Origin of the sequence: Ruegeria sp., assembly GCF_965221235.1 — a bacterium.
GTDB lineage: Bacteria > Pseudomonadota > Alphaproteobacteria > Rhodobacterales > Rhodobacteraceae > Ruegeria.
In genome coordinates this window covers 2562353-2584007 of record NZ_CBDCRS010000004.1, presented here as the reverse complement: position 1 = coordinate 2584007, position 21655 = coordinate 2562353, and the positions used below count along the sequence as shown (strand labels likewise).

At 60.3% G+C, this 21655-nt stretch carries 17 protein-coding genes; 8 read left to right on the top strand and 9 right to left on the bottom strand.

What is annotated here, in order from left to right; translation table 11 throughout:
• Positions 1–3: 3 nt before the first annotated feature.
• On the top strand, positions 4–939 hold the full coding sequence (locus tag ACOQOY_RS16195) for a 2-hydroxyacid dehydrogenase (protein WP_420586391.1): 936 nt from the start codon (positions 4–6) through the stop codon (positions 937–939).
• Positions 940–946: 7 nt separating this feature from the next.
• On the opposite strand, the gene ACOQOY_RS16190 is transcribed toward ACOQOY_RS16195, so the two are convergent.
• Positions 947–1303, bottom strand: a complete 357-nt coding sequence (locus ACOQOY_RS16190) for a hypothetical protein (protein WP_420586390.1) — start codon at positions 1301–1303, stop codon at positions 947–949.
• A 175-nt stretch (positions 1304–1478) separates the two neighbouring features.
• Between ACOQOY_RS16190 and ACOQOY_RS16185 the strand changes: the two genes are divergently transcribed.
• The 3 genes from ACOQOY_RS16185 (at position 1479) to ACOQOY_RS16175 (ending at position 3759) form a co-directional block, all read left to right on the top strand.
• Positions 1479–2312 (top strand): bifunctional allantoicase/(S)-ureidoglycine aminohydrolase, encoded by an 834-nt coding sequence (locus ACOQOY_RS16185; protein ID WP_420586389.1) that lies wholly within the window; start codon positions 1479–1481, stop codon positions 2310–2312.
• 82 nt (positions 2313–2394) lie between these two features.
• Complete coding sequence (locus ACOQOY_RS16180; protein WP_420586388.1) at positions 2395–2718, top strand: hypothetical protein; 324 nt, start codon at positions 2395–2397, stop codon at positions 2716–2718.
• 54 nt (positions 2719–2772) lie between these two features.
• A complete protein-coding gene (locus ACOQOY_RS16175) occupies positions 2773–3759 on the top strand; it encodes a type I glyceraldehyde-3-phosphate dehydrogenase (RefSeq protein WP_420586387.1) in 987 nt (328 codons plus the stop codon).
• Between the two features lie 96 nt (positions 3760–3855).
• On the opposite strand, the gene ACOQOY_RS16170 is transcribed toward ACOQOY_RS16175, so the two are convergent.
• Positions 3856–4344, bottom strand: a complete 489-nt coding sequence (locus ACOQOY_RS16170; protein WP_420586386.1) for an ureidoglycolate lyase — start codon at positions 4342–4344, stop codon at positions 3856–3858.
• Positions 4341–5759, bottom strand: coding sequence for an allantoinase PuuE (puuE, locus tag ACOQOY_RS16165; RefSeq protein ID WP_420586385.1), 1419 nt, complete (start codon positions 5757–5759; stop codon positions 4341–4343). Before puuE ends, ACOQOY_RS16170 begins: the two co-directional genes overlap by 4 nt.
• Before the next feature lie 161 nt (positions 5760–5920).
• Between puuE and uraH the strand changes: the two genes are divergently transcribed.
• Entirely contained in the window at positions 5921–6277 is a 357-nt protein-coding gene (gene uraH, locus ACOQOY_RS16160) for a hydroxyisourate hydrolase (protein WP_420586384.1), read from the top strand.
• Between the two features lie 208 nt (positions 6278–6485).
• On the opposite strand, the gene ACOQOY_RS16155 is transcribed toward uraH, so the two are convergent.
• Positions 6486–7406 carry a LysR family transcriptional regulator gene (locus ACOQOY_RS16155; RefSeq protein ID WP_420586383.1) on the bottom strand — a complete coding sequence of 307 codons (921 nt, stop codon included), beginning with the start codon at positions 7404–7406 and terminating at the stop codon, positions 6486–6488.
• A gap of 96 nt (positions 7407–7502) precedes the next feature.
• Between ACOQOY_RS16155 and ACOQOY_RS16150 the strand changes: the two genes are divergently transcribed.
• From ACOQOY_RS16150 to ACOQOY_RS16140, 3 genes are all read left to right on the top strand, one after another.
• Positions 7503–8726 (top strand): urate hydroxylase PuuD, encoded by a 1224-nt coding sequence (locus ACOQOY_RS16150; RefSeq protein ID WP_420586382.1) that lies wholly within the window; start codon positions 7503–7505, stop codon positions 8724–8726.
• 144 nt (positions 8727–8870) lie between these two features.
• Positions 8871–10676 carry an autotransporter assembly complex protein TamA gene (locus tag ACOQOY_RS16145; RefSeq protein ID WP_420586381.1) on the top strand — a complete coding sequence of 602 codons (1806 nt, stop codon included), beginning with the start codon at positions 8871–8873 and terminating at the stop codon, positions 10674–10676.
• Positions 10673–14755 (top strand): translocation/assembly module TamB domain-containing protein, encoded by a 4083-nt coding sequence (locus ACOQOY_RS16140; RefSeq protein ID WP_420586380.1) that lies wholly within the window; start codon positions 10673–10675, stop codon positions 14753–14755. The genes ACOQOY_RS16145 and ACOQOY_RS16140 overlap by 4 nt, the downstream gene beginning before the upstream one ends.
• Here ACOQOY_RS16140 and ACOQOY_RS16135 read toward each other — a convergent pair.
• The 5 genes from ACOQOY_RS16135 to ACOQOY_RS16115 form a co-directional block, all read right to left on the bottom strand.
• Positions 14752–15261, bottom strand: a complete 510-nt coding sequence (locus ACOQOY_RS16135; RefSeq protein ID WP_420586379.1) for a thioesterase family protein — start codon at positions 15259–15261, stop codon at positions 14752–14754. The genes ACOQOY_RS16140 and ACOQOY_RS16135 overlap by 4 nt on opposite strands.
• A complete protein-coding gene (locus tag ACOQOY_RS16130) occupies positions 15254–16042 on the bottom strand; it encodes a cyclase family protein (RefSeq protein WP_420586378.1) in 789 nt (262 codons plus the stop codon). The genes ACOQOY_RS16135 and ACOQOY_RS16130 overlap by 8 nt, the downstream gene beginning before the upstream one ends.
• A 112-nt stretch (positions 16043–16154) precedes the next feature.
• Positions 16155–18938, bottom strand: a complete 2784-nt coding sequence (gene fdhF, locus ACOQOY_RS16125; protein WP_420586377.1) for a formate dehydrogenase subunit alpha — start codon at positions 18936–18938, stop codon at positions 16155–16157.
• A 13-nt stretch (positions 18939–18951) separates the two neighbouring features.
• Complete coding sequence (locus ACOQOY_RS16120) at positions 18952–20655, bottom strand: NAD(P)H-dependent oxidoreductase subunit E (protein ID WP_420586376.1); 1704 nt, start codon at positions 20653–20655, stop codon at positions 18952–18954.
• A gap of 85 nt (positions 20656–20740) precedes the next feature.
• Entirely contained in the window at positions 20741–21622 is an 882-nt protein-coding gene (locus ACOQOY_RS16115; RefSeq protein ID WP_420586375.1) for a LysR family transcriptional regulator, read from the bottom strand.
• Positions 21623–21655: the final 33 nt, after the last annotated feature.

Below are 21655 nucleotides of genomic sequence, written 5' to 3'. Positions count from 1 at the left end.
GATATGGCCTTGCTGATTGAAACCGGGCTGTCCGATTGGATCAGCGACAACGATATCGCCGACGGCATTCGCAAGCTTCACCCCGATGCGGACGTGCGAACACCGGATAATCTGGGCGATCCGGCAGACATCACGATGCTCGCCGTGGTCGACTTGCAGGACGACCACCCCAATCGCCTGCCCAACCTGAAACTGGTGCAAAAACTGGGAGCGGGGGTTGAGACCATTGTCAGCAATCCCAACCTGCCTGAACACGCGCGCATCGCGCGGCTGAAACCTGATGCCCCGGCGCAGGGAATCGCTGAGTGGTTCGTCGCCTATGTACTACGTCACCAGCGCCACATGCCCTTTCACGAGGCCGCACAAACCCGCGCGGAATGGTCGCCCAAAGCCCCGATTTACTCGCCGGATACAAAGGTCGGCGTGCTGGGGCTGGGCCACATAGGTGCGCGCAGTGCAAAAATGCTGCGAGCGGTTGGCTTTGAGGTCATGGGCTGGAGCCGCTCGCCCAAACAGATCGACGGCGTCACTTGCCTGCATGGCGACGCGGCCCTGCCCGAGTTACTGGGCCAGTGCGACCACATCTGCGCGATCCTGCCCTCGACCCCACAAACCGTCGGGCTTTTCGACGCCAGGATGCTGGCGGCCATGAAACCCGGCAGCCAATTGCTGAACGCGGGTCGCGGAGACCTGATCGACGAAGCCGCCCTGATCGCAGCATTGGACGCAGGCACACCCGGCCATGCGGTACTGGACGTGACCTCGACCGAACCCTTGCCACAGGACAGCCCGCTTTGGGCACATCCCGGCGTCACTATCACGCCGCATGTGTCCGGCTGGCATCTTGGGGACGCTCTGGCCGATGTTGGTGAGAACTTTCGACGTCTCAGCACCGGCGCGCCATTGCTGCATGAGGTCGACAAGGCGCGCGGATATTAACCCACGGCTACGGCGTCAAAATCCAGTTGCCGTTGGCGTCACGGCACCGGCGGGTCCTGACCTCACGCGTTTGATCCGCGCCTTCGGGCTGGATGAAGTGCTGCAAGTGCACGCAATTGTCACGTACATCGCGCACTCGAATCGTGCCTTTTGATCCGGTCTCATCATTCACCCAGGTGCTTTCTTCACCGACGCGAGGCATGGCGCCGGACAGCATCGCGTCCGATGCTGCATTAACAACCTCGAAATCTGCCGGGGTCAGGCCCATCTCGGCAATGATTCGCGAAATCGGCTTGGCCTGCGCGACCGGAACCGTCCCCAGAACAACAACCGCCACCAGTGTAGAAGAAATCCAGGCTTTCATGTGCGCCTCGCCTTGCTGAAATAGATTTGCATTCAAGAATATACCGGCAGCGAACGGGGGCCAAGCCCTGACGGGCGACCTTCAAAATATCCCGAAAAAACCTATCGGAACTCTGAAGCTAGGACCTGCCATTCAATCCGCTCATAGTGCCCGGACCACCAATCAGAGGCACCCGATGTCACATCCCACCTACTATGCGCCCAAAGGCGGCCACCCCGGCCAAGACCAGCTTTTGACCGACCGCGCCATGTTCACCGAGGCTTATGCGGTAATCCCCAAAGGCACCATGCGCGACATTGTCACCAGCGCCCTGCCGTTCTGGGAGAAAACCCGCCTCTGGGTGCTGTCCCGTCCGCTTAGTGGCTTTGCCGAGACCTTCTCGCAATACATCATGGAGGTGCAACCGGGCGGCGGCAGCGATCACCCGGAAACCGACCCGCAGGCACAGGGCGTGCTGTTCGTAGTCGAAGGGTCCGTGACATTGACATTAAACGATACGGCGCATGAGCTGGGCACAGGTGGATACGCCTATATCCCGCCCGGCTCGGACTGGACTCTGCACAACAGAACCGGCGATACCGCCCGTTTCCACTGGGTCCGCAAAGCCTATGAGTCCGTCCCCGGCCTGCCCGCCCCCGACCCGATCATCACCAACGAACGCGACATGACTCCGGTGGAAATGCCCGGCACCGAGGGGCGTTGGTCCACCACCCGCTTTGCCGATCCGCAGGATTTGCGCCACGACATGCACGTCAATATCGTCAATTTCGAACCCGGCGGCGTGATCCCTTTTGCCGAGACCCATGTGATGGAACACGGGCTGTACGTTCTGGAGGGCAAGGCTGTGTACCGGCTCAATCAGGATTGGGTCGAGGTCGAGGCCGGAGACTACATGTGGCTACGCGCCTTTTGCCCACAGGCTTGTTACGCGGGCGGTCCGGGGAGATTCCGCTATCTCCTCTACAAAGATGTGAACCGCCACATGCCGCTGTCTTTGGCGCGAAGGTGACAGTATTTTTCCCGCGCAGGGGTTCACAGAAGCGCATTAATCTGGTGAAATAAAACCGGTTTTTAGCACTGGAGATTGTTCGATGGTACTGCGCGGATCATTGCTGGCATTGGCAGCTGTTGTTGGCCTGACGGCTTTTGAGGCAACACCCGTTGCCGCCAAAGAGGCAACCAAAACGGTTTCTGTCCTGAGCCGGACCTGGGAAATAAAACAGGTCTCGGACACGCCGGTCATCTACCGCGCCACCCGCGACAACAACAATCTGAACCCGTTTGGCCCGCCGCCGCGCTTGCGCACTCTTCAGGCGATCGCGGCCATTCAGGCGGCCACCGGATGCAAGCCAATCGTATCCAGCATGTATCAGAACATCTCAGGCCAGTTTTTCTCGCAGGTCAGTTGTAATTGAAATTGGTACAATACTCTGATTGAGATCGCCTGATCTGACTGCCATAGCTTGCGCATGAAACTCGCGATCAATGGATTCGGCCGCATCGGCCGCACGATCCTGCGGCAGCTGCTGGCGTTGCCGTGGGGCAAGGATATTGAGCTGGTGCTGATCAACGATATCGCACCGCTGGAAACCTGTGCATATCTGTTCAAATACGACAGCACCTTTGGCCCCTACCCCGGACCGGTCGAGACTAGCGACGGGGTGTTGGTGGTCGATGGACATTCGATTCCGGTCACTCACAGCCCGGACCTGTCGCGCGTCGATCTGACGGGTGTCGACGTTCTGATGGACTGCACCGGCGTTGCGCGTACGTCGGACGTCGCAAGCCAGGGGCTGACCGCGGGCGCAGGCAAAGTGCTGATCTCTGGCCCCTCGCCCGCGACCGAAGTCACCATTGTTCTGGGTGCAAACGAGGATCAACTGGGCGACGCCCGGATCGTGTCGAACGCGTCCTGCACCACCAACGGGTTGGCCCCTCTGGTAAAGGTGGTGGATCGGATCGCTGGAATCGCCTCGGCCCATATGACGACCATCCATTGCTATACCAACAGTCAGCCCATGGTCGACGCCCCTCGCGGCGATCTGGCCCGGTCAAGGGCGGGTGCACTTTCGATGGTTCCGACGACCACTAGCGCCACGCATCTGATTGACGACGTCATGCCCCATCTCGCGGGCCGCATCTCGGGCGCGGCCGTGCGCGTGCCAACCGCCAGTGTCTCTGCCGTGGATTTGATCGCAACGCTTGACCAAGACATGACGGCCTCAGAATTTGAAGCCAAGCTACGTGAGGCCGTTGCTCAATCACCCGTTCTGGGCTGGACAGATCACCCGCTTGTGTCGTCCGACCTGCGCACGCGACCAGAATCCCTTGTGTTAGCAGGGCCTGAGTTACGGTTTACAGGAAACAACCAGGTTCGGATTTTCGGCTGGTACGACAATGAATGGGGCTTTTCCGCGCGTATGCTGGACGTCGCCCGGCTGATGACCCGGCCCTGATCCTTCGCTGACGCAGCGCGCGGGCTTGCCCGTGCGCTGCCCGGCCCAACGGGCCCCAAGCATCTTTGATGCGCCCGGGGCCGGGCGGGAGCCCCGCTAACCCAACACGACCTCATAGGGATCATCGAACCAAACCTCTTCCAGATTTGCGCCTTGTCCGATCCGGTCGACGACGGCAAACAACCCAGGAGCATGCAGCGGCGTCAAAACCCCATGCCAAGTTCCCCGGTGATAATTCACGGCCTGCCCCGGAGACGACACAAAGGCCAAAGGTTTACCGGGTTTGCCGCCAACGTCCGGTGCTACGATCACCAGAAATGGATGCTGTGTCATCGGAATGAAAGCCTGGCTGCCCTCGGGGTGACGCTCAACCATATCCAACTGATACGGCAAGCTCCGCGGATTTGCGTTGAACAGGCTAATCCCGGCGCGCCCATCGCCAAAGTCCACTCCCGCTCGGTCGTGGAACCGCCCACACTGTCCCTGATTGATAATCTTGTCTGGTTCGCCCGCGATCTCGATCACGTCCCCAAAAGGTGCAAAAGCTTCAGCCGTCAGCGACGCAGCGACAATTCGACGGCTCATGACGGCAACAGATCCCGCAACCGGAACTCTGCGATACGTTCGACCTGACGGCAGGCCTCGGCAAATTCCGTCTCGCGATCCTGCTCTATCCGCCGCTGAAACGCCTTCAGAATCGACGCCTTATCGTGGTCACGTACTGCAATGATGAAGGGGAACCCAAAAGTCTCGGTGTACCGATCATTCAGGTCGGTAAAGCGAGTGCGCTCCTCATCCGTCAGTGCGTCCAACCCGGCCGAGGCCTGCTCGGACGTGCTTTCCTGCGTCAACCGCTTAGCTTGCGCCAGCTTACCGGCCAGATCGGGATGAGCCGTCAACACACCCAGACGTTCTTCGTCTGAGGCGGACCTGAACACACGTGCCAACGCATTGTGCAACCCGCCGGCCGTGTCGTGGGCCGGGCCCAGTTCAAGCTCAAACGCCCGGTCGGCGATCCAAGCCGAGTGCTCAAAGATCCCTCCATAGGCCTCCACAAACGCTGCCTTCTCCATTTGCGATGGCTTGGGGTGCTGCGCGGGAGGGTGCTGTGCTGTCCAATGTTCGGCAATCTGCAACCGCGTTGCGAACCACACATCGGAAAACCCGCGCGCGTAATCCAGAAACCGTTTCAACGCCATGACCCGCCCCGGCCGCCCGATCAGTCGGCAATGCAGCCCGATAGACAGCATTCTAGGCCCACCTGCCACGCCTTCCGCGTAAAGCGCGTCGAAACTGTCTTTTAGGTAGGTGTAGAACTGATCGCCCGAGTTGAACCCCTGCGGCGTGGCAAAGCGCATGTCGTTGCAGTCCAACGTATAGGGCACGATCAGCTGATCCCGCCCGCCGGTGTTCAGCCAATAAGGCAGATCATCTGCATAGGTATCAGCCACATAGTCAAACCCTCCCTCTTCAGCCACCAGCCGCACGGTGTTCGTTGAGCAGCGCCCGGTGTACCAGCCACGTGGGCGTTCGCCGACAACCTCGGTATGCAGCCGAATGGCCTCGGCAATTTCGGCACGTTCCTGACCTTCAGGCATGTCTTTGTGCTCGACCCATTTCCGCCCGTGGCTGGCGATCTCCCACCCTGCCGCTTTCATCGCGGCGACCTGATCAGGGGATCGCGCCAAAGCCGTGGCTACCCCGTAGACAGTGATCGGCAGGTCATGCATCAGCCGATGCAAACGCCAGAACCCGGCGCGCGCGCCGTATTCATAGATCGTCTCCATGTTCCAGTGACGCTGACCCGGCCATTGCGCCGCCCCGACGACCTCGGACAGAAACGCCTCGGATGCGGCATCGCCATGCAGGATGTTGTTTTCGCCGCCCTCTTCGTAGTTCAACACAATCTGAACGGCCAACTTCGCCCCACCGGGCCACTTGGCGTCAGGCGGGGTGGCTCCATATCCGATCATGTCACGAGGGTATCGAGGCGGCTGCATGGCATCTTCCGTTCTAAAGCGTTTCGACAGCCTTAGCCCAGAAACACGCCCATGATTATCAAACTAATCCGAACGCTGTTTCCGGTTCTTTCGGCATTTCCACTGTTTTGAACTTTGCGCCAGACTGTGGCAAAGCAAAAGGTAAATCATAGGAGGTCCCCGTGGCTGGCTATCTGACGACCCACGTTCTGGACACGGCACGTGGCTGCCCGGCCGAAGGGCTGAGGATCGTGCTTTACGAAATCACGGGCGAAACGCGCCGCAAGCTCGCTGATATGGAAACCAATTCGGACGGCCGAACAAACAGCCCGATCCTGCCGCAAGAAGACTTCAAAACAGGGAGTTACGAACTGGTGTTCTTTGCCGGTGACTACCTGCGCGCAACCCAGCAGGCTGCCGAGGACCCTCTGTTCCTCGATCAGGTGCCGATCCGGTTTGGCATGTCAGATGGCGCGGCGCATTACCACGTGCCACTTCTTTTGTCGCCATACGGGTATTCGACCTACCGGGGCAGTTGATCTCAAACGGCAAGAGCTCCCGCCCGTCGGTCGCCCCTGACGGGTCTCCTCCTGTTGGGCCAAGCGCCACGCCTTTCAGGCGAGGCGCGGTTCCGCAGATGGCTCACCGAACGTCTTCACCTCGCGATACCGCGCTGCGGCAAAGCCGCAGCGCCGGGCCCAACGCTGTGCCGGGCCCGCAGGGCACAAACAGAGGCGGGAGGTTTTGTCAGGGGACTGATTCCGAACTGCGAACGACCTTGCCTATCCGCGCAATCATGAAATCCATAAACAAACGCGCCTTCGGGTCCTGATGGCGGCGATGCGTATACAAACACGCCATCTGCACCGGGACCGGGGGTGTATCGACCGCAACCGGCACCAACCGCCCGGCCTTCAGATGGTCAGCCACTTCGAACACCGGCTTCATCGCAATGCCCTGTCCCGCCAGCGCCCAGTCCGTCAGCACATCCCCGTCATCGCATTCGAACCGACCCGATACAGCGAATCGCTTTGCCCCTTCAGGGGTTTCCAACTGCCACTGGAACTCTGTCGCACCAGGAAAGCGCAGGTTCAGGCACTCGTGTTTACCTGAAATCAGGTCACTCCCCGTTTGAGGCATTCCCTTGCGCTCCACATATTCCGGGGCCGCGCACAGCACTCTTTGACAATCAGCGATCTTGCGTATGCGCAGGGTGCTGTCCTCGGGCTGGCCGATGAAAAACGCCAGATCCAATCCCTCGGTCGTCAGGTCCACCGATCGGTCCGTCAGGCGTAGGCGAACGTCGATCTCGGGGTATTCCTCAAGAAAGTCAGGCACATGCGGAGCCAGCAACCGCCTCCCGACGCCCAGCGGAGCAGCAACGTACAATGACCCCCGTGGCGCTTCGGTCAGGTGCACGACCTGAGCTTCGGCGTCGTCAACGGCATCCAGAACCGCAACCGCGCCGGGATAAAACGCGCGTCCCTGCTCGGTCGGGCTGAGGTTGCGGGTCGTACGCTGAAACAGACGCACGCCCAGATGATCCTCGAGCTGTGAAATCCGCGCCGAAGTCACGGCAGGCGAGATTCGCAGGTCCCGCCCGGCAGCGGACATGCTGCCCAGATCATAGACCCTGACGAAGGTACGGATATTGTCGAGATAGGACATCTTATCGTTTTTTTTGATACAGTTTGACAATATACGGGAATACCGAAGAAAAGCCCGTTTGCCTAGTGTGGCGGTAACTTACCGGAGAGACCCCTCATGTACGACTTCGCCGTGTTCTGGGACTGGATGGCATTTGCCGTGCGCTGGTTGCATGTCATTACCGCAATCGCCTGGATCGGATCGTCCTTTTATTTCATTGCACTGGACCTTGGCCTGAACCGGAACATTTCCGGCCCGGCGGATGGCGAGGAATGGCAGGTCCATGGCGGCGGCTTCTATCACATCCAGAAGTACCTGGTCGCGCCCGAACAGATGCCGGACCACCTGACCTGGTTCAAATGGGAAAGCTATGCGACCTGGCTCAGCGGTGCTGCGCTTTTGATGATTGTCTACTGGGTGGGCGGAGAGCTCTATCTGATCGACACGCAAAAGGCTGATCTGGCGCTGTGGCAAGGGATACTGATTTCGGCGGCTTCACTGACGGTTGGCTGGCTGATCTATGACTTCCTCTGCAAATCGGGACTTGGAGAGCGCCCCACCCTACTGATGGTGCTGCTGTTCGTGCTGCTGGTGGCGATGGGCTGGGGGTATAACCAGATTTTCACCGGGCGCGCGATGATGCTGCATCTGGGGGCCTTCACCGCCACGATCATGACCGCCAACGTGTTCTTCATCATCATGCCGAACCAGCGCATCGTGGTGGATGACCTCAAGAACGGCCGTTCACCGGACCCGAAATACGGCAAGATCGCCAAGCTGCGTTCGACCCATAACAACTATCTGACGCTGCCGGTCGTGTTCCTGATGTTGTCGAACCATTACCCGCTGGCTTTTGCGACGGAATACAACTGGATCATTGCAGCGCTGGTGTTCCTGATGGGCGTCACCATCCGGCACTATTTCAATACCCGCCATGCACGCGCTGGCAATCCGACCTGGACATGGCTGGCCACTGCGCTGCTTTTTATCGCGATCATGTGGCTATCGACTGCGCCGATGTACAAACCTTTGGAAGAGGCCGAAGCCCAGCCCCTGACGCCCTATGAACAGAAATTCGCCGCCGCGGACGGGTTTGAACAGGCGCATGACATCGTGCTGGGACGGTGCTCAATGTGCCATGCCCGCGAACCTGTGTGGGAGGGTCTGCTCTGGGCCCCGAAAGGCGTGCTGCTGGAGACCAAGGGCGATATCGCCCGAAATGCCAAGCAAATCTATCTGCAATCGGGCGTCAGCCACGCCATGCCCCCAGCCAACGTCACTTACATGGAGCCCGAGGATCGCGAGGCCATCATAAGGTGGTTCCGCAATGCCGGGTCCTGAGCGGGCAAAGAAAGCTATTTCGGCAACAAATTCGATAAATCCTTTTCCTGCGCGGAAACTGATGCTCTAACATGAATGTAATCAGCCGTTGTTCCGCATAAGACGGCGATTTTGATTTCGAGTTGGGGCAGTTGGAGCCAATAGATGCAGGGAAGCAGGCCACGGGCCTATCTGAGGAATTGCCTTCTCGGCACAATGGCCGCCGTGTTGCCGACCTCTCTGGCCGCGCTGGAAACAACGCTGAACGCCCCCGGTGCATCGAAAGAACTGATCCAGCGCATTGAAGAAACGTCTTCGGTAACAACCGCCGAAGCACGCGGGCTGGACACACCGCTTGAGGTTCTATCGGCAGCCCTGTCGGACTACCGCACCATCGTTCAGATTTTGTATGACGAGGGGTATTTCAGCCCAGTCGTGAGCATCAAACTGGACGGTCAGGAGGCGGCTGAGCTGAGCTCACTCAGTGTTCCGGCACAAATCAATCGGGCTGTTATCACGGTCGATACCGGACCGACTTTCACCTTTGGCACCGCGATCGTCGAACCGATGGCGCCCCAGACGGAGCTGCCCGAAAGCTTTGCCACGGGTAAACTGGCCACCACCGGTGCGATTCAGCGCGCGGCATCAGCCGGGGTGCAGGGATGGCGGGATGCCGGTCACGCCAAGGCAGCAGTCGAAGGCCAGAAGGTGATCGCCCGCCATTCACAGAACAAACTGGACGCCGAAATCGACCTTGCCCCCGGCCCGCGCCTGACATTCGGCAAGATGTTCATCAAGGGCGACACCGATGTACGCCACCGCTCGATCGAAAAGATCGCCGGGTTTCCCGCAGGGGAAGTTTATTCGCCTGAAAAAATCCAGAAAGTCGGCACCCGCTTGCGTCGGACCGGCACGTTCAGCGTCGTCTCGATTGAGGAAAAGGATACCCCCAATCCCGACGGCACACTGGATTTCGATGCGACGTTTGAAGACCTGCCCAAGCGCCGACTAACCTTTGGGGTCGAGATCGCCTCGAATGCCGGGCTGGACGTGACGGCCACTTGGACACATCGCAACGTGTTTCGCCGCGCAGAGCGGCTGCGGTTCGAGGCCGCGCTGCGCAATATCGGCGGCAGCGAAGACCTGGACGGACGGATCGGTCTGCGGCTGGACCAGCCCGACCGCCTTGGCCCGGACGATAACACATTTTGGAGCGCCTTACTGGAGCGTCGCAACACCGACAACTACAACGTATCAATCGCATCGCTGGCATATGGTGCGCGGCGTACGTTTTCAGACCGGCTTTATGCCGAAGCCTCGGCCGGGTTCCAGTGGTCGGATGCGGATGACGCTTATGGCACTGGCCGTAAGTTCCAGTACTTTATCCTGCCGCTGCGGTCGGAATGGGATGAGCGCGACAGCAAGGTCAGCGCAACCCGTGGCTTCTATCTGGACGCGCAGGCCATGCCGTTCATAGGCTTTTCCGGCACGGATACCGGCATCCGGCTGTTTGCAGACGCACGTACCTATACCAGTCTGGGAACAGGAGGGCAGATCGTTCTGGCCGGGCGCGCACAGGTCGGGTCGGTAATCGGACCATCGCCCAGCAATGTGACCCCGGATTTCCTGTTTTTCTCGGGCGGTGCCGGGACGGTGCGCGGGCAACCCTTTGAAAGCCTGGGCATTCCGGTCAATGGCGGGGTCGCGGGCGGCAAGTCCTTTGTCGGGCTCTCCGGCGAGGTGCGCGGCAAGATCAACGACACGATATCGCTTGTCGGGTTCTATGATTTCGGTACGGTGGACACGTCCTCGTTCATCGGCAGCAATGCCGAGTTTCATTCGGGTGCAGGTCTTGGGGTGCGCTATGACCTGGGCGGTTTCGGCCCGTTGCGCCTTGATCTGGCGCTGCCGGTTCAGGGCGACACGGGCAGCGGCCTGCAATTCTATATCGGGATCGGACAGGCGTTTTGATACGGCAATACTCATACCCGATTGTGACCACGGTTATGATCCTGACCGCGCCGCCCGCTTTCGCGCAGGAGGATGACGGCGGCGGCAGCATGTTAGAGCGGTTCCTGCAAGACACCTTGTCGGGCGATGACCAGAACGTCACCGTCAAGGGCCTGCAAGGGGCGCTGAGCGCGCGTGCCACGATTGAAGAAATCACCGTTGCAGATGATGAAGGCGTCTGGCTGACCATCAAAGACGCCGTGCTGGACTGGAACCGGCTGGCGCTGATCCGCGGGCGGTTTTCCGTCAATGCCCTGACCGCGCAGGAAATCGACATCGCCCGCGCGCCCGGCACAACAACCAAGGAAACGCCGCCCCCATCGGCTGAAACGCAACCCTTTCAACTGCCTGAACTACCCGTCTCGATCGAGATCGGAGAGCTTCGGGTGAACGACCTGTCCCTCGGCGAACCTCTGATCGGGGTCGCCGCGGATCTGTCGGTCACGGGGAACCTGTCGCTGGCTGACGGTACGCTGGACACCAACCTCGACATCACCCGTCTGGATCGGGCGGGTGACGAGATCACGCTGACCGCGGGCTTCCAGAACAGCTCGCGCGAGATCAATCTGGACCTACAGGTGAACGAAGCCTCGGGCGGATTGATCTCAACCGCGCTGAATATCCCCGACACTCCGCCGATTGGTCTGTCAGCCAAAGGTGCCGGGCCGCTGACCGACTTCACCGCCGATATCGCGCTGAGCAGCGACAATCAACAACGGGTTGCAGGCCAGGTCCAACTGCGCGCGGCGGAAACCGGAGCGGCAGACGGGATTGCCTTTACCGCCGATCTGAGCGGCGATCTGACCCCCTTTATGGCCGAGGATCTGGACCCGTTCTTCGGGCCGGACACGCGACTGTTCGTCGATGGGCAGACCCAACCCGAAGGTGCGCTGGATATCTCTGATCTGGAGCTGACCACGCAGGCTCTGGACCTGAAGGGTGAGTTGCAGCTGGCCGAAGGTGGCAGCCTGCAACTGGCCGCGCTGCAAGGGCGCATCACCCCGCCAGATGGACAGGCTGTTGTGTTGCCGGTGGGCAGCGGGGATACATCCATCGAAGCGGCCCAAATCTCGGCCCTGTTTGACCAGAAGAACGGCAACCTGTGGGACCTCAGCCTGACAGCGAACGCCTTCCAGTCCCCACAAGCCAAGCTGGACACCGCCCGGATTACGGCACAGGGCGTTCTTGAACAGGGCAACGCATTCAGCGTTCAGGGCGACCTTCAAGCCATCGTCGACGGCATCGACCTGAACGATCAGGCACTGACCACCGCACTGGGCGAGCGTGTCACGCTGGACGGCCAGTTCGACTATGGCAGCGATCAGTCGCTGAACCTGTCGGGGTTTGAACTGGTTGGTACCGACTATACGCTGGCGCTGGATGCGCTGATCGCCGGGCTGACCAGCGGTTTGACGGTGGACGGGACAGCTGAATTGCAAGCCTCTGATTTGTCGCGCTTTTCAGAACTGGCCAAACTGGATCTTGGCGGAACGGCCTCGGCCCGGGTCGAAGGCAAAGGCTCCCCCCTTGAGCAGAGCTTTGACGGAAAACTGGTGGTCGAAGGCCGCGATTTGATCACCGGACGAGACGATATCGACCCGATCATCAAGGGCGAGACGACGATTACCCTCGACGGTAGCCGAGGTGCGGATGGCATCACCATTCGTGAATTTGACCTCAACAGCGAGGCGGCGCAGGCACAGGCCAGCGGTGATGTTACTACACCTGATGGCAACCTGACCATTGACGGGCAGGTCAGCGTGAACAGCCCTGATCTGTCGGTGTTTTCCGGTCTGGCCAAACGCGACCTTAGTGGTTCCGTGCAGGCGGAACTGGACGGAAAAGGCACTGTCCAGACGCTGGAGTTTGACGGTACGGCCAGCGTGACTGGGCAGGATATAACAACCGGTATGGCTGAGATTGACCCTCTGCTGACCGGCAAGACCACGATCACATGGGACGGCGCGCGCACCGCAGACCGGATCGACATCCGCAACGCGACCGTGAACGGCACCGCCCTGACGGCGCAGGTTGCGGCGACCATTGACGACCCCACGGGCGATTTGTCCGTCGATGGCAGCGCACGCGTGAATGCGCCGGACCTGTCGCTGTTCTCGGGCCTGGCCCAGCGCGATCTGGGCGGCTCTGTCGCGGCCAACATGAAGGGCTTTGGCACTTTGGCCAACAGAACCTTCGATATTCAGGGCGACGTGAAAGCTGACGACATTCTCACCGGCATCGACTTGGTGGATGCGTTGATTCAAGGCCGGACCACCCTGAACGTCGATGCCGAAAACGGTGATGAGGGGTTGGATATCCGCACGTTCCGTCTGCAAGGCACCGCGTTGTCGGCCAATGCCTCGGGTAAGCTGGACCGTCAGGCTGGTGGGCTAACGTTCTCGGCGCAGTTGGACGATCTGGGCCGCATCATTCCCACTCAGTCCGGGCCGCTGTCGCTGGATGGAAACGTTGCGCCATCCGGGTCAGGGCTGGAAGGCACCGCACGGCTGAGCGGACCTGACAGCTCTTATGCCGCGCTCAAGGGTACGGTGGACACCGACGGCGCGGCGGATTTGGAGTTCGATGCCAAACTGAACAAGATCGAACGGTTCGTCCCCGATTTCCCCGGCACTATTGCCGCGACAGGGACGGCAAAGCGTGACAACGGCGTCTGGACCATCGACGGATCAGCCAATGGCCCGGCCGAGATCAGCAGCACCGTCGCCGGCACATTTGACGAGACCAGCGGCGAGGCTGACCTGCAAGGTCAGGGCAGCGTCAACCTGGGCATCGCCAACATCTTTATCTCGCCGAACAAGATCGAAGGCACCGCCCGCCATAACCTGCGACTGAAAGGCAAACCCGAGCTGGCCTCACTCAGCGGCACGATCACCACCTCGGGCACATCGCTGGCCATCCCCGGAGCGGGTCAGACGATCACAGGGATCAGCGGTTCGGTTGAACTGGCGCAAAGCCGGGCGACGATTTCGATTAATGGCGGCATGCGGGCCGGAGGTACTTTTACCGTGTCCGGGCCGTTGGACCTGACACCTCCGTTCAATGCGGATATCACTACGCGGCTCGACAACCTCGTGCTGACTGATCAGCTGTTGTACGAGACCATAATGAACGGCCAGATCGCCATGACCGGAGCACTGGCAGGCAACAGCGCCCTATCCGGCCAGATCACCTTTGACGAAACCAATATCAACCTTGCGGCGGCCGCCGGGGCAGTTGGGGCCGCGCCGATCCCGGATATGGAACATGTCAACGAAAGCGCCGCGGGCTATGTGACCCGCGAACGCGCAGGTCTTGTGGTCGAAGAAGGGGCCGCCAAAAGCGACTCCCGTATCGCGCTGGATATCAGCCTGCTGGCCCCCAAGGCCGTGTTTGTGCGCGGTCGGGGCGTGAACGCCGAGCTGGGTGGTCAGATCTTCATCGGCGGCACCACAACCTCGGTCATTCCATCCGGTCAGATTGAACTGATCCGCGGCAACTTTGACATTCTGGGGCGCCGGCTGGCGCTGACCAAAGGCATCGTTACCCTACAAGGCGACCTGACGCCATATATCGAGTTTGAATCCTCGGCCAGCACCTCGGACGGCACCGCCACGATCGAAATCGCCGGGCCGTTGGATGCACCCGAGGTTGACGTATTTTCGGACCCCGAGCGCCCAGCCGAAGAGGCATTGGCCATGCTGCTGTTCGGCAACCGTTTTTCAGAACTGTCGCCGTTCGTAATTGCCCAAATGGCTGCGTCCTTGGCACAGCTCAGCGGTGCAGGCGGTGACGCAACTAAAGGCGTGCGCGAGGCGACCGGGCTGGACACAGTTGACGTCGGTGCAGCGGAAGGCGGTGGCGGGGTATTGGGGGCCGGTGCGTATCTCGGCGAGAACCTCTATACCGATTTCACCGTCAACACCGAGGGCGATACCGAGGTGAACCTGAATCTGGATGTCACCGACAACTTTACAGTGCGTGGCACGGTGGACGGGCGTGGGGAAACGGGTCTGGGGCTGTTTTTTGAACGCGACTACTAGGACCGCCGAATGCCAATCGACTGACCGATCTGTGGCGCAGACTCTAGCGCAGCGTGGTCGCGGACCATTCGCGCCAAACGCGCAATTGCCCAATCCGGATACGGTACTGATCGCCCCGTGGTGTGGCTGACATTCATGAACAATGCCTCCTGCGTGGCGCAGACCGTGCCATCTTCGGACATCATCTCAGCAAAGTAATGCCCGCGCTTCTGGTCTGCGTCCAACATACGGAACCGAAACCAGAATGTTGCGTCGGGTTGCACTTCGCGCAGAAAATTCATGTGGGATTGCAGAACATACGGCCCCTGCCCCAGCGCTTCGACCTGCACCTCTCCCAAGCCCAGATGATCAACCATCAGCTTTTCCAGTGCCATATCGAAGGCCACACCGTAGTAGCCCACATTCATATGGCCGTTATAGTCGACCCACTCGGGCAGCACCCGGAAACCGCGGATTTCAACCGGCGCATCGTAAGGCCCGTCATGGCCGCTGAGTGGGTCAGTCATCCGTGTCCTCCTCAAAGATCGCAACAGCGCGGATGAACCCCGCCGACGCCCCTTTGATCTTGAACGGAAAGCACGAGATTTCAAAGCCCGAGGACGGCAGGTCTTCGAGGTTGGTCAGCTTTTCCATATGGCAATAGCCGATGTCCATCGAGGCCCGGTGGCCTTCCCAGATGATCGAGGGATCACGGGTTTCGGCATATTCCTGAGCGGTCAGGGCAAAGGGCGCGTCCCAGCTCCAGGCGTCTGTGCCGGTCACGCGCACGCCGCGTTCGGTCAGGTACAAGGTCGCCTCGCGCCCCATACCGCAGCCCTTCATCAGATAGTCCGGCTGCCCGTATTGGGTTCCGGCTGCGGTGTTGACGACCACAATGTCCAGTGGGCGCAACTCATGACCGATGCGCTTCAGCTCGGCCTCGACATCTGCGGCAGAGACCACGAAACCATCGTCGAAATGGCGGAAATCCAGTTTCACCCCGGGGTTCATGCACCACTCCAACGGCACCTCGTCGATGGTGATTGCCCGCTCGCCATTGTTCATCGTCGAATGATGGTGATACGGCGCATCGAGATGGGTGCCGTTATGGGTGGCAATCTGAAGCCGCTCGATGGCCCAGCCTTCCCCACCCGGCAGGTCGTCTTTCTGAAGGCCCGGAAAGAAGGACATGACCTGTTCGGCGGTCTGGTCGTGGGTCATGTACTCGATCTCGGGCAGCATGATCGGCGGGTCCGACACGATGCCCATTTCCAGCGGAACGGATAAATCGACGAAACGGCGGGCCATTTGCACCTCTTGCACCTAGGACTGTGACAAGGTTGGCTGCAAGTAACCCGCTGTCAAGACGCGAAAAAGGCGACCCTTTCAGGCCGCCTTTTTCGAGCTTTAAGAGTGTCGGTTACTCTGCCGCGATGGCGTCTTCGATCTTTTCGACCCGGATCGCCGAGAACTTGAACTCGGGAATCTTGCCATAGGGGTCGATGGCCGAGTTAGTCAGGATGTTCGCCGCCGCCTCGACATAGGCGAACGGGATGAACACCATGTCTTCGGCAATCGCCCGGTCGGCGCGGACCATGATCTCGATAGAACCGCGACGGGTGGTCAGACGGATCATCTCACCCGGTTCAATGCCCATCAGCTTAAGCTTGCGTGGGTTCATCGAACAGTTCGCCTCGGGCTCTACCGTGTCCAGCACTTTGGCGCGGCGGGTCATCGACCCTGTGTGCCAGTGCTCCAGCTGACGGCCAGTGGTGGCGATCATCGGGTATTCGTCATCCGGCGCTTCATCCGGCGGGATAACACTGGCCGGTGTGAACCGTGCCTTGCCCTCGGCCCGTGGGAAGCCGTCGCCGAAAACGATGGACTGACCCGGATCGGTTTCAGACAGCGACGGGTAGGTGATCGTCTCGGTTTCCAGACGCTCCCACGTGATGTTGTCCAGCGACTCCATGGTCAGCTTCATCTCATTGAAGACCTGAGAGACGTCCGTGTAGTCCCAGTTCAACCCGATACGCTGCGCCAGTTCGACCGTGATCGCCCAGTCCTCACGCGCCTCACCCGGAGGGGCTACGGCCGGACGCACACGCTGCACCTGACGGTTGGTGTTCGACACGGTGCCGTTCTTTTCATACAGCGCCGAGGCGGGCAGGATGATGTCAGCATAGTTGGCTGTCTCTGTCAGGAAGATGTCCTGCACGATCATCAGGTCCAACTTTGCCAGCGCTTCGCGCGCGTGGTTCACGTCCGGGTCAGACATGGCCGGGTTTTCGCCCAGAATATACATGCCCTTGATATTGCGTGCATAAATCTGGTCGATGATCTCGGTAACCGTCAGACCCTTCTCGTTAGAGAAATCGTCCGAGCCCCAGACATCCGTGAACTGCGCCCGGATGTTGTCATCCGTGACGGTTTTGTAGTCCGGCAGGAACATCGGGATCAGACCCGCGTCTGATGCGCCCTGCACGTTGTTCTGACCGCGCAGCGGGTGCAGACCCGCGCCGGGCTTGCCCACGTTGCCAGTCATCAGAGCCAGCGAGATCAAGCAGCGCGAGTTGTCGGTGCCGTGGATGTGCTGGCTGACGCCCATACCCCAGAAGATCAGACCAGCCTTGGCCTGCGCAAAGGTGCGGGCCACGCGGCGCAGTTGATCGGGTTCGATACCGCAGATAGGGGCCATCGCCTCAGGCGTGAACTGGCGCAGATGCTCTTTCTCAGCCTCCCAGTTTTCGGTCCAACGGTGGATGTACTGGCTGTCATAGAGTTCCTCTTCGACGATCACGTTCATGATCGCATTCAGCATCGAGACATCGGCACCCGGACGGAATTGCAGCATCTCATCGGCGAACTTGCGCATACCAACACCGCGAGGGTCCATCACGATCAGCTTGCCGCCGCGCTTGGTGAACTGCTTGAAATAGGTCGCCGCGACGGGGTGGTTTTCAATCGGGTTGGCCCCGATGATGATCGCCACATCCGCGTTTTCGATCTCGTTGAAGGTCGCGGTCACAGCGCCCGAGCCCACGTTCTCGATCAGGGCAGCAACCGACGACGCGTGGCACAGACGGGTGCAGTGGTCGACGTTGTTATGCTTGAACCCCTGACGGATGAACTTCTGGAACAGGTAGGCTTCTTCGTTGGTGCACTTGGCCGAACCAAAGCCTGCCACGCTGCGCGGGTCTTTGTCGCGCAAGGCGAGCAGCTTGGAGGCGGCCAGATCCATCGCCTCTTCCCATGTCGCTTCGCGGAAATGGGTCGACAGGTTGCCCGGATCGACGTTCAAGCCCTTTTCTGGCGCATCCTCGCGCCGGATCAAAGGTTTGGTCAGGCGGTGGGGGTGGTGGATGTAGTCGAAGCCAAAGCGGCCTTTGACGCACAGACGGCCTTCGTTTGCCGGGCCGTTGATGCCCTCGACATACTTCACCTTGCCGTCCTTGACCTTCAGCGAGACCTTGCAGCCCACACCGCAGAACGGGCAGACGCTTTCGGTTTCGCTGTCATAGTCCTTGCTGTCGCCAAGCTGCTGGTCATCCAGCACGGTAGCGGGCATCAGCGCACCGGTCGGGCAGGCCTGAACGCATTCGCCACAGGCCACACAGGTTGAATCGCCCATCGGGTCGTTCTGATCGAACACAACCTGCGCCGTGTGCCCGCGACCGGCCATGCCGATCACGTCATTCACCTGCACATCACGACAGGCCCTGACGCAGAGGTTGCAGTTGATACAGGCGTCCAGATTGACGCGCATCGCCACGTGGCTGTCATCCAGCAGGGGGACTTTCTCGGCCTCTTTCGCCGGGAACCGGCTGTCGCTGACATTGTTCAGCTTGGCCATGTCCCAGAAATGGCTGGATGTGTCATGTGCTTCCTCGGGCTGGTCGGCGACCAGAAGTTCCATTACCATCGCGCGCGATTTCTCGGCACGGTCAGTGTCGGTTTTTACGACCATCCCTTCGGATGCGGGACGGATGCACGAAGCGACCAGCGTGCGCTCGCCTTCCACCTCGACCATACAGGCGCGGCAGTTGCCGTCGGGTTTGTAGCCCGGCTGCGGCTTGTGGCACAGATGCGGAATGGTGAACCCCTGCCCCTTGGCGGCCTCCCAGATGGTCCAGCCCTCGGGCACGGTGACATCTTCGCCGTTCAGGTTGAAGGTGACGGTCTTGGTTGGGCTTGCATCAAGCATGGCTCTGTCTCCCTCAGATTTCGTCAGCGAAATGTTTCATGACAAGGCGGATCGGGTTCGGGGCCGCCTGCCCCAGACCGCAGATCGAGGCATCGCCCATGACCTGGCAGAGGTCCTCCAGCAGGTCGGTGTCCCATTTGTCCGCCTGCATCAGCTTCACCGCCTTCTCGCAGCCTGCCCGGCAGGGCGTACACTGACCGCAGCTTTCGTCTTCGAAGAAGCGCAGCATGTTCAGCGCCGCGTCGCGGGCTGTGTCCTGATCGGACAGAACCACCACGGCCGCAGAACCGATGAAAGTGCCATGCGGTTGCAGCGTGTCGAAATCCAGCGGGATGTCATCCATAGATGCGGGCAGCAGGCCCGAGGACGGACCACCGGGCTGGTACGCTTTGAAGGTCTGTCCTTCAGCCATTCCACCAGCGGCCTCGATCACGTCCAGAATGGTCGACCCGGCAGGCAGCAGATAGACACCCGGCTTCGCCACCCGGCCCGAGACCGAATAGCTGCGCAGGCCCTTGCGGCCATTCTTTTCGGTGCTGTTGAGGCATTCCGGCCCTTCACGGCACACTTTGGTGACCCAATACAGCGTTTCGACATTGTGCACCAAGGTCGGGCGGTTAAAGACCCCAACCTGCGCCACGAACGGAGGACGGTGGCGCGGCAGGCCCTTCTTGCCCTCAATCGACTCGATCATCGCGGATTCTTCACCGCAGATATAGGCACCCGCACCCCGGCGCAGGTCGATGTAGCCGGGGTCTACGATCCCGGCCTGTTCCAGCGCGGCAATCTCACGGCGCAGAATTTCCAGAACCGCCGGATATTCGTCGCGCATGTAGATAAAGCAGGTCTCAGCCTCGACCGCCCATGCGGCGATCAACATGCCTTCGAGGAAGACATGCGGCGTGCGCTCCAGATAGTAACGGTCTTTGAACGTACCGGGTTCGCCCTCGTCCCCGTTCACGGCCAGATAGCGCGGACCTTCGTTCATGCGAACAAAGCCCCACTTCTTGCCGGACGGGAAGCCAGCGCCGCCCAGACCGCGCAGGCCCGAGGACAGGACGTCTTCCTGCACCTTCTCCCAATCTCCGCTTTCGCGCAGCTCTTTCAGCTTGGCATAGCCGCCATTGGCCTCGTAAGTCGCGAAGGTTTCGTAGTCAGGCAGATGCGCATGGGTGTCATCGGCAGCAATCGCAGCCTGCACCTTTTCGGGCGTCGCATGGTCGATATGGTTGTGACCGATCTCAAGCACCGGAGCAGTGTCACAACGGCCCATGCAGGGCGCGCGGACAACACGGACCTCGGATGGGTCCAGACCATCTTCCAGCGCTTTTTGCAGCTGCTGGGCACCAGCCATTTCGCAGGACAGGGAATCACAGACCCGGATGGTCAGCGCAGGCGGAGGCGTCTCGCCCTCTTTCACCACATCGAAATGGGCATAGAAAGTCGCGGTTTCGTAGATCTCGGCCTGACCGATCCGCATCTCAACCGCCAGCGCGGCGATGTGATCGGCGCTGATATGGCCGTGTTCGTCCTGAATCAAATGCAGGAATTCGATCAGCAGGTCGCGGCGGCGTGGGCGGTCGCCCAGCAGGCGCGCGATTTCCGCCTGCGCTTCGTCCGTGAACTGACGGCCTTTGGGCGTGTGCCGCCCTTTGCCTTTACCTGACTTCCAGACGCCCTTGGGTGCGCCCGATGGCTTGGTATCTAATGGTGCCATGATGCCCTCCGATTGAGGCTCCGTGTCTCATCAGAATAGCATATCGTCAAATCTCTTGTCGCTATCGCACGATAACGACAGCTTATCACCGTAAAGACGTCACAACAGCACGCAAAGCCTCGACCGTCGGCAGTTCCGGGTCGCGGGACAGGGTCGCCAGACAAATCGGTTTGCTGACCACGGGATCGACCAGAGGCAGCACCCTTGTGCCCTTCAAATCACCCAGCGCGCGCACCAGCACCCGAGGCACAACGGTGGCCGCCAACCCTTCACGCGCCATGACCATCGCAGCGGTGAAACCGCTGGTTTCCGCGACAACGTCCGGGTGCAGTCCCTGTTCGGCGAAAATCCGTTCGAGGATGCGTCGGTTCTGCATCTGCGGCTCCAACAGGCTGAGCGGGAACTCCGCCACCCGCGCCCAAGGGATCTCTCCTGTCTCATCCGTCATGTGCGACGGAACCAGCAGAACATAAGTCTCCTCGTACAGTGGCTGCACCTGCCGCAAATCAGTTCCGATGCTGTCGCCATAAGTGATGCCCGCGTCCAGACTACCCTCATCCAACCGGTGCTGAATCGCTGTGGCCGACATGGTTTCGATCCGCGTGATGATGCGGGGATGCGCGTCGCGTAGCCGTTTGATCAGGCGACCGGTGAAGGCAATCGCGGTGGGTATCACGCCAAGGATCAACGTACCGGTGATCTCACCCTTGGCGGCCAGCACCTGCTGTTCCAGCGCTTTGGTGTCATCAAGAATACGCCGCGCCCGCTGGACGATCATCTCGCCCTCTTCGGTCAGCCCCTGAAACCGGTTGGCCCGGCGGACGATGGAGACGCCCAGCCGGTCTTCGAGATTACGGATGCGCATCGAGAAGGCAGGCTGAGAAATCCCGCATTCCTCGGCAGCCTTGGCAAAGTGGCGGTGCCGCGCAAGGGCGCTGAGGAGTTGAAGGTCGCGGATTTCGATCATTTGGGGCTGCCTTGATCTGGGATGTCCCTCACA